Source organism: Acinetobacter sp. NBRC 100985 (assembly GCF_000241225.1).
Classification (GTDB): domain Bacteria; phylum Pseudomonadota; class Gammaproteobacteria; order Pseudomonadales; family Moraxellaceae; genus Acinetobacter; species Acinetobacter venetianus.
On record NZ_BAEB01000065.1, the window covers coordinates 45,480 to 59,192 of the forward strand.

Consider the following 13,713-nt stretch of genomic DNA (forward strand, 5'->3'; position numbering starts at 1 on the left):
AGAAAAAACTGGCTATAGTGTAAGGCTTTAACCTAAAAAAATACAGCGATAGAAAACAAAGACTCAGCATCTACAACGGATTGTAGGTGCTGAAAAACTGATTAATTTGGTTCTTTAGGTAAACTTGGTAAATATTCAGCTTTGATAAATTGCTTCGCAGCATAATATGGTAGGGTTAGCTCACTCATCCCTTCAGCATAAGATGCTAATTCATAAAGTGGATATACAAAGACAATACCATTCACGCCATAATAATAATTATCGCTGACCTCTAACTGATCTTTCTTAACATTATGCTCTTCTAACCAGTTTTGATTGGCTGCATATAATTCATCACGAAGTTTCTGATTCATATCAGGTTTAAGGAGTTCACTGACCGTAATATGTTTTTTATTGGCCAAATCAAAATTCACAAACTCTTGATGTGACATACCATGCGCCGCACCCGCTGAATAAGAATAAGTTTGAATTGCAAAAGTCGCTAAATTATAGTTTTGTCCAACGAAGCGAACATAGGTACTACTTTCACTTTGCAAAGCTTGATTGGCTGGCTCTTTAACTTGTTGATCAGGTAAATCAGCAAACGCATTTGGTTCTGCTTTTTTCATGCGGTTTACAAAATAATCGTCAATCCATTTTTGATTGGTTTGCACAGTTTGTAAATCATAATTGGTACAACCATCTTCCAAACATACTTTCTGCTTTGGAATTTTGACAGTAACAACTTTTGCCTGAATAAGTGGAATATCTGTTTTTTCAACTTTTGTTGTTTGATCTTGTTTCGGTTGACAGCCGACCAGTGCAACAACTGTCATGATTGAAATCAATGGGAGTAATTTTACCGTCTTCATCGTTATACAAGTCTCTGATGTTTTTCATCACTATACAAAGCCTTGTTGTCAGAAGAAATTACGAAATGTATCTGTTCAGGCTAGAAAAAAACCGCATCAACTGCGGCTTTTTTCAAAAATTAAAAATTACTGATCAATAATATCTGTGCCTTTTGGTGGCTCAAAATTAAAGACTGATGCTGGAATCGTTGGATTCACTTTAATATTACTAAAGCGAACATAGGTGGTTTGTCCTAATGAATCTTGTAATACCATTAAGTTAGGTGCTTTATTTGCGCCAAAACTAATCGTCATACTTTGGAAAGCACTGTCTTCTTGCTTTGGATATAAAGTGTAATACAATTTCGTACGGTCAGGCTGCGTTACACGATATGACTGCATAATTTGATTAGTATTACCCGACAATAATAATGCAGGCGTATTAGCAATTTGATCATCTAGGCTTTGACGGACTGCTTGTTGTAAATCAGGATCATAAATCCACACGACCTTACCTGTTGTCACAATCGTTTGTTTCGCAGGGCTCGTTGTTTCCCAGTAGAATTTCCCAGGACGTTCAACTTTCATTACACCTTTGAAAGTTTGATTCATATGCTGTGCAGTTAAGCCTTTTTTCTGCACATTTTTGTTATTGGTTACTTTCGTTGTTTGCTCAAAATCTGCTGTTAGACGCTGCAAACCAGACAACTGTTGAACCAAACTTGTTGTTGCTTGCTGGGTCGAAGCTGCGACAGGAGCTGCAAACACTTGTGTGCTCATCACTGGAGCTAAGGTCATTGCACTTAAAGTTGCCGCGTAAGCCATTTTTTTTACGAAATTCATAAAATGAACCTTCTATCAGATTTCTACTGTTATGACGACATCTTACTGTTTTTGATCACTAAAAAAATGAAGAAAAGCACAGGTTTTGTTTATTTCATGTCGCAAAGTCCTGCATTATGTATGAAGTTGCAGCCTTTATGTAGGAATTGTAATGATAAAAATTACGATCAAAACCTGAATTAGACTACTCTAAATAGGTCATATAAAGCCTTCACATAAAATAATGTCTAAATAATCAACTAGACGAAACACTACATTTTGTTAGTCTAAATACCATCAAATACAACAACAGCCATAAATTATGAAAAGTCTTGCCTTTATTCAACGGAATGACACGTATTTTGCAATTGGGGATTTTTACCCTGCACTCTCGGTGTTTTCGTATCATGAATTAGGCAATACAACTTCACCCTTTTTATTATTAGATCATCTAGGGCCTGGACGCTTAGCACCGAAAAGCACTAAAAAAGGCGTCAATGAGCATCCACATCGTGGTTTTGAAACGGTGACTTTTGTTTTTGCTGGCGAACTAGAACATCAAGACTCAACAGGCCAAGGCGGCATCATCGCTCAAGGTGATGTTCAATGGATGACAGCAGCTTCTGGCATTCAGCATATAGAGCATTTTAGTCCTGCATTCCGTGAGCAAGGTGGATACTTTGAAATGGTGCAATTATGGGTTAATTTACCCGCGAAAGATAAAATGTCGCCACCCCGCTATCAAAGCTTGTTAAACGATACCATCCCTAAAGTACAACTGGATCAAGATGCAGGTTATGTTCGTATCGTGGCAGGACAATTTCAGAATACATTCGGAATTGCAAAAACATTCAGTCCGATGAATGTCTTAGATGTTCATCTCAATAAAGACCAACACCTCACCTTGCCAGCATCACATGGAGACACCACCCTTATTTATTTGCGTAAAGGCAAGCTCCAATTCGCAAAAGATGAAGAAATTTTAGAAGAACAAGCTTTGGCAGTCATGTCGAGCTTCGATAACGATGTTGCCATCAAGGCCTTAGAACATTGTGATTTATTATTTTTATCCGCACCACCATTACAAGAACCAATCAATGGGCACGGCTTTTTCGTAATGAATAGCTATGAAGAAATTCTACAGGCCTATGAAGACTTAAAAAATGGTACTTTAGGGAAAACTTCTAACTAAAGTAAATGGCTCAAAATTTTAGATATAAAAAAACCCGCTAAAAGCGGGTTTTCTTGAACTATTAAAACTTAAGCTTCAACAGTTACATAGCGACGGCCAAATTGACCTTTCACTTCAAATTTTACTACGCCGTCAGCAGTAGCAAATAAAGTATGGTCACGACCCATACCAACATTTGCACCAGCGTGGAATTCTGTACCACGTTGACGAACGATGATGTTACCAGCAGTTACAGTTTGACCACCGTAAACTTTAACACCTAACATCTTAGGATTCGAATCACGACCGTTCTTAGTCGATCCACCGGCTTTTTTAGTTGCCATGTCTATTTACTCCTCGTGTTAGCCTGCGATACCAGTAATTTTCAACTCGGTAAACCATTGACGGTGACCTTGTTGCTTACGGTAGTGTTTACGACGACGCATTTTGATGATGCGGATTTTGTCGTGACGACCATGGCCAACTACTTCTGCAGTTACTTTTGCGCCAGCTACAACTGGAGCACCGATTTGAATGTTGTCACCGTTAACAACCATTAATACGTCATCAAACGTAATAGTCGCTCCAGTTTCAGCTTTCAATAATTCTACTTTAAGGGTTTCACCCTCAACAACACGGTGCTGTTTACCACCGCTTTGGATTACTGCGTACATAATGTACTCCAACTTGCCCGTGTCGTCGTGCCGATAAAGGGACATATCGATCTTAAGACGAACGCCACTGGGGTTATACAAGGGGACAAATTTTAAGTGAAATTTGATCAAACAACAAGTCATTTTGCACAAATGCTCACATATCTGAATATTGTTTAGATTTTTTAATAAAATCAATTAGATTGCAGATACGTTGTTTTGATTGATTCTTTCCGTGATTTACAATACATTTTTAAAAACAAATTGCGACAAGAACAAACTGTGTTTGAACTAAGTCAAAAGTAGAGTATTGAGGTTATGTGCGAAAACCATTTTTCTGCCTAAATTAACACCAAAAAACTCATCATCATGTTTTAAATGACGGATTACACAGCCTGTATAACTGTTTAGCAAAAGATTAATTGATACACTTAGCGCCATTACTCACCTGTACGAGGTTTTCCTTCATATGGTTATCGATTTTAAGCAAGACATTCTCTCCCCTGTTGCGACAGATTTTGCTGCGATGGATTACCTCATCAATGAAGGGATTAGCTCTAAAGTCGGTTTAGTGATGTCTGTCAGCAAACATGTTGTTGAAGCTGGCGGCAAACGGATGCGCCCAATTATGTGCTTACTTGCAGCACGAGCTTGTGGTTTAGAGAATATGCAGCACGCGCAACATTTGGCTGCAATTATTGAAATGCTGCATACTGCAACCTTGGTACATGATGATGTCGTGGACGAATCTAACCTCCGTCGTGGCCGTCCTACTGCCAATGCCACGTGGAATAATCAGACAGCGGTTTTAGTCGGAGATTTCCTGATTGCGCGCTCTTTTGATTTATTGGTCGACTTAAACAACATTACCTTATTAAAAGATTTCTCAACAGGCACTTGTGAAATTGCAGAAGGTGAAGTGTTACAGTTGCAATCTCAACATCAACCCGAAACAACCGAAGAAACGTATTTAAGAATTATTCACGGGAAAACTTCACGTCTTTTTGAACTTGCGACAGAAGGCGCAGCAATTTTGGCAGGTACAGAAGAATATCGTGAACCATTGCGCCGTTTTGCTGGTCACTTTGGTAATGCCTTTCAAATCATTGATGACATTTTAGACTATACTTCTGATGCAGAAACATTAGGTAAAAATATCGGTGATGATTTAATGGAAGGAAAACCGACTTTACCGTTAATTTCAGCATTAGCTCATTCAACTGGCGATGATCATGCAATTATTCGTCGCAGTATCGCAACAGGCGGAATCGAGCATTTAGATAAAGTCATTGAAATTGTGCATAACTCGGGCGCTTTGGATTATTGTCAAAAACGTGCCCAGCAAGAAACGGATGCCGCTTTAGAAGCTTTAAAAGCTTTACCAGATAATGAATATCGCCAAGCACTCATCAATCTGACCTTAATGGCCTTACACCGTTTACAATAATTTTTTATGAGTGCCTATGCATTTTAATTTAACTGATCTCTTTTTAAAAATGCAGGAACAGCTTGACCAACCTCAAGCTGTTCTTGATGAAAACCTAATGATTGAATTGGTCAATCGTTTACGACCAAAAAATCCCAATGATGCAGAAGAAGTTAAACAACGTATTCATTCATTGATTAAAACATTGTTACTCACACCAACATCTGCAATTTTGCTGCAAAACTTTTTACTCAAGTTGATCAGTCAATATAAGCAAATTAGTTTATATGCTGACAGCGGTATTTTATCTTTAGATGGTTTTTGGAATCAGTTAAGCCAGCGTTTGGGTGCGCACTTCCTTCCATTAGTTGAAGATGGTCAGCAACTCAAAACATTGGTTGGGAAAGTTTTTCATCAGGAAACTGATAGTGATTGGCTGATCTTGATTGAGAAACAGGATTGGATCAGTTTATTTAGCTTAATTAGTGAAAGCCAAAGCAACACCAAAGAAAAGCAAATCTCAAAGAATGAACTGATCAAAGCGATTACTGTTCTATCCTATCGTATTAGCGGTATTGGTTTATATCCTGAATTTATTAATGCGCAACCAGACATTATTGAATATGAATCCCCGTTCTTGGTTCAAAATCGAGAAATTGTTGAATTTATAGAAAAGTATAAAAAAATCATTGATGATCAGGATGCTGTCGTCGTACTCCCGCCACCTGATGCATCTCAAGCTTTTGTTATGCTTGATCAATGCCGTGATGTAGTACTGAAAATACGTCGTGCGACTAAACGTATCGGTGTCAGTATCAGTTTAACGTATTTGCTATCTTTGCTTGAACAAGCACTAGATCGCATTGAGTTATTAATTAGCTTGCTAGCCAGTAAAAATGAGGTTCGTTATACCTCTCTTGGCGAGTTGATTACCGACTTAACACAAGCACATTATGATGAAAAAAGTGTTCGATACTTATTAAGCTCAACCAGTGAACTGATTGCTTTACAGGTAACTGAAAATGCAAGTAAAACTGGTGAACACTATGTAAGTACGGACAAATCTGGTTTCTGGGGAATGTACAAAGCTGCCGCTGGAGCTGGTGCGATTATTGCGCTGATGGCAACGCTGAAAATCCTAACCGCACGTTTTGTGCTTGCGCCTTTTATGCAAGCTTTCTTATATAGTATGAACTATGGCTTAGGCTTCATGCTGATCCATGTACTTCATTTTACTGTTGCGACTAAACAACCTGCGATGACCGCAGCCGCTCTTGCTGCTACGGTACAACAGCAGAAAGGCAGTAAAAATGCCCAAATCGCAGAACTTGCGGCACTGATTATTAATATTATTCGTACCCAGTTCGTAGCGATTTTAGGCAATATTTCGATTGCAATCCCTGTGGCGGCGCTGATCACATTCCTGTGGCAATACAATTTACACGAACCACTGCTCTCCACCACTAAAGCAGCGAAAACCCTACATTCATTAAATCCATTCACCTCTTTGGCTGTACCTCACGCCGCTATCGCTGGGGTGTGTTTATTCTTATCGGGTTTAATCGCAGGTTATTTTGATAACCTCGCCGTATATCGCAAAGTTGGCCCTCGTTTAAAACAACATCGTCGCTTAAAACGGTGGATGGGAGAACAACGCCTAGACAAGTTTGCAAACTATATTGAAACGAACTTAGGTGCGCTTGCTGGTAACTTTCTATTCGGCATCATGCTCGGCAGTATTGGCACCATTGGCTTTATTTTAGGCTTGCCTTTAGATATCCGTCATATCGCCTTTGCTTCAGCAAACTTTATCCAAGGTCTAATGACGATTAGTGGCTCGCCAGATATTGGTTTAATCCTTGTGTCATTTTTAGGCGTTATGTTGATTGGCTTAACTAACTTGTTTGTCAGTTTTACACTTACGATTATTGTTGCTCTACGCGCACGTCGTGTTCGTTTTGCGCAATGGAAACCATTAGCGAAATTAGTACTTACACACTTCTTGACTCGACCAAGTGATTTTTTCTGGCCACCGAAACAACCAATTGAAGTTGATGATGAAAATTCAGCGGAACAGAAAGTGAGACACTAATCAAATTTTGTTATGTTTTTTTACTGAACCTTAAAAAAATCTGAAAATGAAATTATCATAAAATTTCAAGACTTGACCAAAAGTGTACTCGCAAGTACACTTTCAAACACTATACAACCCTGAACAATGGTTAAGCAAAAAAATGAGGTTCGCATGCCGCACCTACTACTTTGTATTGGTTGCATTTTTTTAGGATTCGGTGTGTTTGGACTGCTTTATTCCAACGCATCAGCTTTTGATCTATTGAGTGTTCAAACTTTATTTGAACATCGCTCATTTGCGCTTAACAATGTAGCAGTTCTGCTTTCTAGACTAGGCGGAATGCCTTTTTTACTATTTTTAACTGTATTTTTTTGTGTCTACCACATTCGGATTAAAGATTATAAAAAAGTGACTTTTCTTGCTTTGAGTGTAAGTGGAAGTATTGTGATTGGTTGGCTTCTGAAATGGGGCATTGATCGGCCAAGACCTTTGGAATTTTATCATTTGGTTCAAAGTTATGGAGCATCCTTCCCAAGTGCCCATAGCCTATATGCTGCAACCCTTGCGAGTTTATCTATGTTGCTATTTAGAGAGCATAAGTACCGCAAAAGCGTCATTTTAGTATCTACTTTATGGTTTATTTTCATGGGGTTATCTAGAGTTTATGCAGGGGTTCACTATCCAACCGATGTACTTGCAGGTTGGGGAATTGGGTTAATTTGGACTTCGTTGCTTTGGTTTTGGCTGTATCAAAGCAATTTCAGCAACAATTTGTTTTTAGATAAAAAATCTAAATTGAGGTGGAATAATGATGTCGGCTAAGCTTTGGGCACCTGCCCTCACTGCTTGCGCATTAGCAACAAGCATCGCGCTTGTTGGTTGTAGCAAAGATCCTAAAGATGCACAGCAAGCAGCTGCTGCTCAAAAAATGCCGCCTCCAGAAGTTGGTGTCATTGTTGCTCAACCACAAAGCGTAGAACAAAGTGTAGAACTTTCAGGACGAACGGCTGCATATCAAATCTCTGAAGTTCGTCCACAGACTGGTGGTGTGATTTTAAAACGTTTATTTGCTGAGGGTAGTTACGTTCAAGCAGGTCAAGCGCTTTATCAAATCGACGCAAATACCAATCGTGCAACGGCTGATAATGCTCGAGCGGCTCTGTTACGCCAACAAGCAAACTTAAATGCTTTACGTGTAAAAGAAGGTCGTTATAGTCAACTTGTTGGAACAAATGCTGTTTCTAAACAAGAATATGATGACATTAATGCTCAAGTGAAATTAGCGGAAGCAGATGTTGCAGCGGCTCAAGCAGCACTTAAAAATGCTGAAATTAATTTGGGTTACTCTACTGTACGTGCACCGATTTCAGGCCAATCTAGCCGTTCTTCCGTAACCTCTGGTGCGTTAGTGACAGCGAATCAGGCTGATCCATTGGTGACGATTCAACAACTTGATCCAATCTATGTTGATATCAACCAATCAAGCGCTGAGTTACTACGCCTTCGTCAGCAAATGAGCAAAGGTAGCTTGGATAGCAGTGGTAATACACGCGTAAAAATCACACTTGAAGATGGTTCTGACTATCCGATTGAAGGTCAGTTAGCATTCTCTGGCGCAAGTGTAAATCCCGACACTGGAACAGTGACATTACGTGCCGTATTCTCAAACCCGAACCATTTGCTATTACCAGGTATGTATGCAACTGCCAAAATTTCTCAGGGAATTTTGCCAAATGCTTATTTGGTTCCTCAAGCAGCGGTTACTCGTTTGCCTACAGGTCAAGCGATTGCAATGGTTGTAAATGCTAAAGGGGTTATTGAGACTCGTCCAATTACAACTGTTGGTGTTAAAGGTCAAGATTGGATCGTGACTGAAGGTCTAAAAGCTGGCGATAAAGTCGTCGTAGATGGTGTTGCTAAGGTGAAAGAAGGTCAAGAGGTTTCAACTAAGCCTTACCAACCACAAGCAAATGCGCCTCAAGCTCAAGGTGCTGCACCACAAGCAGCCGAACAGAAAAAACAGGCCGACGCACCAAAAGCTGAACAAAAAGCAACTGCACAAGCTTAAGGGGTAGATTGCATGGCTCAATTTTTTATTCATCGCCCAATTTTTGCATGGGTGATTGCACTGGTGATTATGCTGGCGGGGATTCTCACGCTAACAAAAATGCCAGTTGCTCAATATCCGACGATTGCTCCCCCCACGGTAACCATTTCTGCAACTTATCCTGGGGCATCTGCTAAAACTGTTGAAAACACAGTAACTCAAATCATCGAACAACAAATGAATGGTTTAGATGGTTTACGTTACATTTCTTCTAACAGTGCGGGTAATGGTCAAGCATCGATTAACTTGAACTTCGAACAAGGTATCGATCCAGATATCGCACAGGTTCAGGTTCAAAATAAATTACAATCTGCGACAGCACTTTTACCCGAAGACGTACAACGCCAAGGCGTCCGAGTAACTAAATCTGGTGCAAGCTTTATGCAGGTTGTTGCCTTTTACTCACCAGATGGAAGCTTATCAGCATCAGATATTAAAGACTATGTGAACTCAAATATTTCTGAGCCACTCAGTCGTGTTGCGGGTGTTGGTGAGATCCAAGTCTTTGGTGGCTCTTATGCGATGCGTATTTGGCTAGATCCAGCGAAATTAACAAGTTTCAACCTCACTCCAAGTGATGTTGCAGCTGCAATTCGCGCGCAGAACTCTCAAGTTGCTGTAGGTCAGTTAGGCGGTGCGCCTTCAACTAAAGGACAAGTACTGAACGCAACTGTAAATGCACAAAGTATGCTGCAAACACCTGAACAGTTTAGAAAAATCTTCCTCAAGAATACTTCGACTGGTGCGCAGGTTCTTTTGGGTGATGTTGCTCGTGTTGAGTTAGGTTCTGATAACTATCAGTTCGATTCTAAATTCAATGGTAGTCCTGCTGGTGGTGTAGCAATTAAACTTGCAACTGGTGCCAATGCATTGGATACAGCTGCAGCTGTAGAAAAGCGTTTATCAGAATTACGCCATAACTATCCAAGTGGCTTAAAAGACAAACTTGCGTATGACACAACACCGTTTATTCGTTTATCGATTGAAAGTGTTGTACATACCTTAATTGAAGCAGTTGTTTTAGTATTTATCGTCATGTTCCTGTTCTTACAGAACTGGCGTGCGACGATTATTCCTACACTTGCCGTTCCAGTAGTAGTGTTAGGTACATTTGCCGTTATTAACATGTTCGGCTTCTCGATCAACACATTAACCATGTTTGCGATGGTATTAGCAATCGGTCTCCTCGTCGATGATGCAATTGTTGTCGTAGAGAACGTAGAACGGGTTATGCAAGAAGAACATCTTGAACCTGTACCTGCAACTGAAAAATCAATGAGCCAGATCTCGGGTGCCTTGGTTGGTATTACCAGCGTATTAACCGCTGTATTCGTACCAATGGCGTTCTTCAGTGGAACAACTGGGGTAATTTACCGTCAGTTCTCGATCACTTTGGTTACAGCGATGATTCTTTCTTTGATCGTTGCATTAACCTTTACCCCTGCCCTATGCGCTACATTGTTAAAACAACACGATCCAAACAAGCAAGAAAGCAACAATATCTTTGCACGTTTCTTCCGTTGGTTTAACCGCAGCTTTGATAAACTTTCTGTGAAATACCAAGGTGGTGTCAATCGTATGACACACCATAAGCTTTTCTCTGGGGTTATTTATATTGCTGTGATTGCTGCGTTAGTCGGTCTGTACAAAATGCTGCCGTCTTCATTCTTACCAGAGGAAGACCAAGGCGTAGTCATGACACTGGTACAATTACCGCCAAGTGCCAGCCTTGAACGTACAGATAAAGTGATCACGACAATGACTGATTACTTCATGAATAAAGAAAAAGATAACGTAGATTCTATCTTTACGGTATCTGGTTTCTCATTCACTGGGGTCGGTCAAAATGCGGGTCTAGCCTTCATTAAATTGAAAGACTGGGGCGAGCGTACCACGCCTGAATCACAAATTGGTGCCATCATTCAACGTGGTATGGCGTTGAATATGATCGTGAAGGATGCATCGTACATCATGCCGTTGCAGTTACCTGCTATGCCTGAACTCGGTGTTTCGTCTGGTTTCGATATTCAGTTGAAAGATGTCAGTGGCCAAGGTCACGATAAACTTGTTGCTGCACGTAATGCGATCTTAGGTATGGCAGCTCAAGACAAACGTCTTGCTGGTGTTCGTCCTAACGGTCAGGAAGATACGCCTCAGTATCAAATTACGATTGATCAAGCGCAAGCAGGTGCTATGGGTATCAGTATCGCTGATATTAACAGTACGATGAGCATGGCTTGGGGTGGTTCATACATCAATGACTTCGTTGATCGTGGTCGTGTGAAGAAAGTTTATGTCCAAGGTGAAGCGGATACTCGCATGATGCCTGAAGACTTGAACAAGTGGTATGTGCGTAATAACAAAGGTGAAATGGTTCCATTCTCTGCCTTTGCAAAAGGTGAATGGACTTATGGTTCACCTCGTTTAGAGCGTTATAACGGTGTATCATCTGTTAACATCCAAGGTACTCCAGCTCCGGGCGTCAGTTCGGGTGATGCAATGCTTGCGATGGAAGAAATTATTGGCAAGTTACCGTCAATGGGCTTACAAGGTTTTGACTACGAATGGACAGGTTTATCTTTAGAAGAACGTGATTCTGGTAACCAGACAGTTCCTTTATTGATTCTTTCATTATTGATTGTATTCCTATGTCTTTCTGCGTTATATGAAAGCTGGTCTATCCCTGTATCAGTATTGCTTGTTGTTCCATTGGGTATCATCGGTGCATTTACTTTGACATGGTTAGGCATGGTGATTAAAGGCGATCCAAACTTATCCTTTAACATCTACTTCCAAGTCGCGATTGTTGCGGTAATTGGTTTGTCTGCGAAAAATGCGATTTTGATCGTAGAATTTGCAAAAGAGTTGCAAGAAAAAGGTGAAGACCTGTTTGAAGCAACGTTACATGCTGCAAAAATGCGTTTACGTCCAATTATCATGACAACACTTGCATTTGGTTTCGGTGTATTACCATTAGCTCTTGCAAGCGGTGCTGGTGCTGGTAGCCAACACTCAGTTGGTTATGGTGTACTTGGTGGTGTAATTTCTTCAACACTTTTAGGTATCTTCTTCATCCCTGTGTTCTTCGTGTGGATTCGTAGTATCTTTAAGTACAAACCTAAAACTTTAAATACTCAGGAGCATTAATCGTGATGCAAACTGTATGGTCTATTTCTAGTCGTGGCATCGCAATTTCTGCACTCGCGCTTTCTTTGGCTGCCTGCCAAAGCATGCGCGGGCCAGAGCCTGTTGTGAACACAGATATTCCTGAAGGCTATGCGTCGTATAGTAATGCTTCTGGAACATCAATCGCAGAACAAGGTTACAAAGATTTCTTTGCTGACCCTCGTCTGCTACAAGTGATTGATATGGCGCTTGCCAACAACCGTGATTTGCGTACTGCTGCGTTGAATATTCAAAAAGCGCAACAACAATACCAAATCTCGGAAAACAATCAGTTGCCAACCATTGGGGCAAGTGGTAGTGCGGTTCGTCAAGTATCGCCAAGCAGCAACCCAAATAATCCTTACTCAACTTACCAAGTTGGCTTAGGCTTAACTTCTTATGAGTTAGATTTTTGGGGTCGTGTTCGCAGCTTAAAAGATGCAGCATTAGACAACTACTTAGCTACTCAAAGTTCGCGTGATGCAACGCAAATCAGTCTAATTGGTCAAGTTACTCAAGCTTGGTTAAATTATTCATTTGCCAGTGCACAACTTAAACTGGCAGATCAAACTTTAAAAGCTCAATTAGACTCGTTTAACTTAAACAAAAAACGTTTCGATGTGGGTATTGATAGTGAAATCCCTGTTCGTCAGGCACAGATTTCAGTTGAAACTGCACGTAATGATGTTGCAAATTACAAAACACAAATCGCTCAAGCTCAAAACTTGTTGAATTTATTGGTTGGTCAATCAGTTCCAAACAACTTATTGCCGAGCCAACAAGTTGCTCGTATCACACAAAAAGGTGTGTTAACGGCGGGCTTACCAAGTGATTTGTTAAACAACCGTCCTGATGTCAAAGTTGCTGAATACCAGTTAAGTGCTGCTGGTGCGAATATCGGTGCTGCTAAAGCTCAGTTATTCCCAACTATTAGCCTTACTGGTTCAGCAGGCTATGCATCAACAGACCTGAGTGATTTGTTTAAATCAGCAAATGGTTTATGGTCTATTGGACCAAGCATCAATATGCCAATCTTTGATTGGGGCACTCGCCGCGCGAATGTAAAAATCTCTGAGACAGATCAGAAGATTGCACTAGCGAACTATGAGAAGTCAGTTCAATCAGCGTTCCGCGAAGTAAACGATGCTTTAGCTACACGCGCAAACATCGGTGATCGTTTGACAGCTCAACGACGTTTAGTTGATGCAACCAATACAACCTATAAATTATCAAATGCGCGTTTCCGTGCAGGTATTGATAGTTATTTAACCGTATTGGATGCTCAACGTTCTGCTTATTCAGCTGAACAAGGTCTCTTGTTGTTACAACAAGCGGACTTGAACAACCAAGTTGAACTATACAAAACACTTGGTGGCGGTGTGAAAGCGACAAGCAGCGAAACTGTAGCACATCAACCATCTAGTTCAGAAAAGCATTACGCAAAATAACTATCAACTTTTGCGAA

General features: G+C 40.5%; 11 protein-coding genes. 7 read left to right on the forward strand and 4 right to left on the reverse strand.

The window, feature by feature from the left end:
• Positions 1-101: 101 nt before the first annotated feature.
• Positions 102-851, reverse strand: coding sequence for an RsiV family protein (locus ACT4_RS16385; RefSeq protein ID WP_007484176.1), 750 nt, complete (start codon positions 849-851; stop codon positions 102-104).
• Positions 852-977: 126 nt separating this feature from the next.
• Positions 978-1,673 carry an outer membrane lipoprotein chaperone LolA gene (lolA, locus tag ACT4_RS16390; protein WP_004876988.1) on the reverse strand — a complete coding sequence of 232 codons (696 nt, stop codon included), beginning with the start codon at positions 1,671-1,673 and terminating at the stop codon, positions 978-980.
• Positions 1,674-1,974: 301 nt separating this feature from the next.
• Between lolA and ACT4_RS16395 the strand changes: the two genes are divergently transcribed.
• Positions 1,975-2,844 (forward strand): pirin family protein, encoded by an 870-nt coding sequence (locus ACT4_RS16395; RefSeq protein ID WP_007484177.1) that lies wholly within the window; start codon positions 1,975-1,977, stop codon positions 2,842-2,844.
• 68 nt (positions 2,845-2,912) lie between these two features.
• Here the strand turns inward: ACT4_RS16395 and rpmA are convergent, their stop codons facing one another.
• Entirely contained in the window at positions 2,913-3,167 is a 255-nt protein-coding gene (rpmA, locus tag ACT4_RS16400; protein WP_004640422.1) for a 50S ribosomal protein L27, read from the reverse strand.
• Between the two features lie 18 nt (positions 3,168-3,185).
• On the reverse strand, positions 3,186-3,497 hold the full coding sequence (rplU, locus tag ACT4_RS16405) for a 50S ribosomal protein L21 (protein WP_004652230.1): 312 nt from the start codon (positions 3,495-3,497) through the stop codon (positions 3,186-3,188).
• Between the two features lie 448 nt (positions 3,498-3,945).
• On the opposite strand from rplU, the gene sdsA reads away from it, so the two are divergent.
• The 6 genes from sdsA (at position 3,946) to adeK (ending at position 13,696) form a co-directional block, all read left to right on the forward strand.
• Positions 3,946-4,923: an All-trans-nonaprenyl-diphosphate synthase gene (gene sdsA / locus ACT4_RS16410; RefSeq protein WP_007484186.1), complete on the forward strand. Its 978-nt coding sequence runs from the start codon at positions 3,946-3,948 to the stop codon at positions 4,921-4,923.
• A 16-nt stretch (positions 4,924-4,939) separates the two neighbouring features.
• Positions 4,940-6,994 carry a site-specific recombinase gene (locus tag ACT4_RS16415; protein ID WP_007484187.1) on the forward strand — a complete coding sequence of 685 codons (2,055 nt, stop codon included), beginning with the start codon at positions 4,940-4,942 and terminating at the stop codon, positions 6,992-6,994.
• Positions 6,995-7,147: 153 nt separating this feature from the next.
• Positions 7,148-7,798, forward strand: a complete 651-nt coding sequence (locus tag ACT4_RS16420; protein ID WP_004876998.1) for a phosphatase PAP2 family protein — start codon at positions 7,148-7,150, stop codon at positions 7,796-7,798.
• Positions 7,785-9,044: an efflux RND transporter periplasmic adaptor subunit gene (locus tag ACT4_RS16425; RefSeq protein WP_004877000.1), complete on the forward strand. Its 1,260-nt coding sequence runs from the start codon at positions 7,785-7,787 to the stop codon at positions 9,042-9,044. The genes ACT4_RS16420 and ACT4_RS16425 overlap by 14 nt, the downstream gene beginning before the upstream one ends.
• A gap of 12 nt (positions 9,045-9,056) precedes the next feature.
• Positions 9,057-12,230 (forward strand): multidrug efflux RND transporter permease subunit AdeJ, encoded by a 3,174-nt coding sequence (gene adeJ, locus ACT4_RS16430; RefSeq protein ID WP_004877001.1) that lies wholly within the window; start codon positions 9,057-9,059, stop codon positions 12,228-12,230.
• Positions 12,231-12,235: 5 nt separating this feature from the next.
• On the forward strand, positions 12,236-13,696 hold the full coding sequence (gene adeK, locus ACT4_RS16435) for a multidrug efflux RND transporter AdeIJK outer membrane channel subunit AdeK (protein WP_004877003.1): 1,461 nt from the start codon (positions 12,236-12,238) through the stop codon (positions 13,694-13,696).
• Positions 13,697-13,713: the final 17 nt, after the last annotated feature.

Coding starts and splice junctions, on each gene's coding strand:
- ACT4_RS16385 (WP_007484176.1), bottom strand. CDS start 851: ATGAAGACGGTAAAATTACTCCCATTGATTTCAATCATGACAGTTGTT.
- lolA (WP_004876988.1), bottom strand. CDS start 1,673: ATGAATTTCGTAAAAAAAATGGCTTACGCGGCAACTTTAAGTGCAATG.
- ACT4_RS16395 (WP_007484177.1), top strand. CDS start 1,975: ATGAAAAGTCTTGCCTTTATTCAACGGAATGACACGTATTTTGCAATT.
- rpmA (WP_004640422.1), bottom strand. CDS start 3,167: ATGGCAACTAAAAAAGCCGGTGGATCGACTAAGAACGGTCGTGATTCG.
- rplU (WP_004652230.1), bottom strand. CDS start 3,497: ATGTACGCAGTAATCCAAAGCGGTGGTAAACAGCACCGTGTTGTTGAG.
- sdsA (WP_007484186.1), top strand. CDS start 3,946: ATGGTTATCGATTTTAAGCAAGACATTCTCTCCCCTGTTGCGACAGAT.
- ACT4_RS16415 (WP_007484187.1), top strand. CDS start 4,940: ATGCATTTTAATTTAACTGATCTCTTTTTAAAAATGCAGGAACAGCTT.
- ACT4_RS16420 (WP_004876998.1), top strand. CDS start 7,148: ATGCCGCACCTACTACTTTGTATTGGTTGCATTTTTTTAGGATTCGGT.
- ACT4_RS16425 (WP_004877000.1), top strand. CDS start 7,785: ATGATGTCGGCTAAGCTTTGGGCACCTGCCCTCACTGCTTGCGCATTA.
- adeJ (WP_004877001.1), top strand. CDS start 9,057: ATGGCTCAATTTTTTATTCATCGCCCAATTTTTGCATGGGTGATTGCA.
- adeK (WP_004877003.1), top strand. CDS start 12,236: ATGCAAACTGTATGGTCTATTTCTAGTCGTGGCATCGCAATTTCTGCA.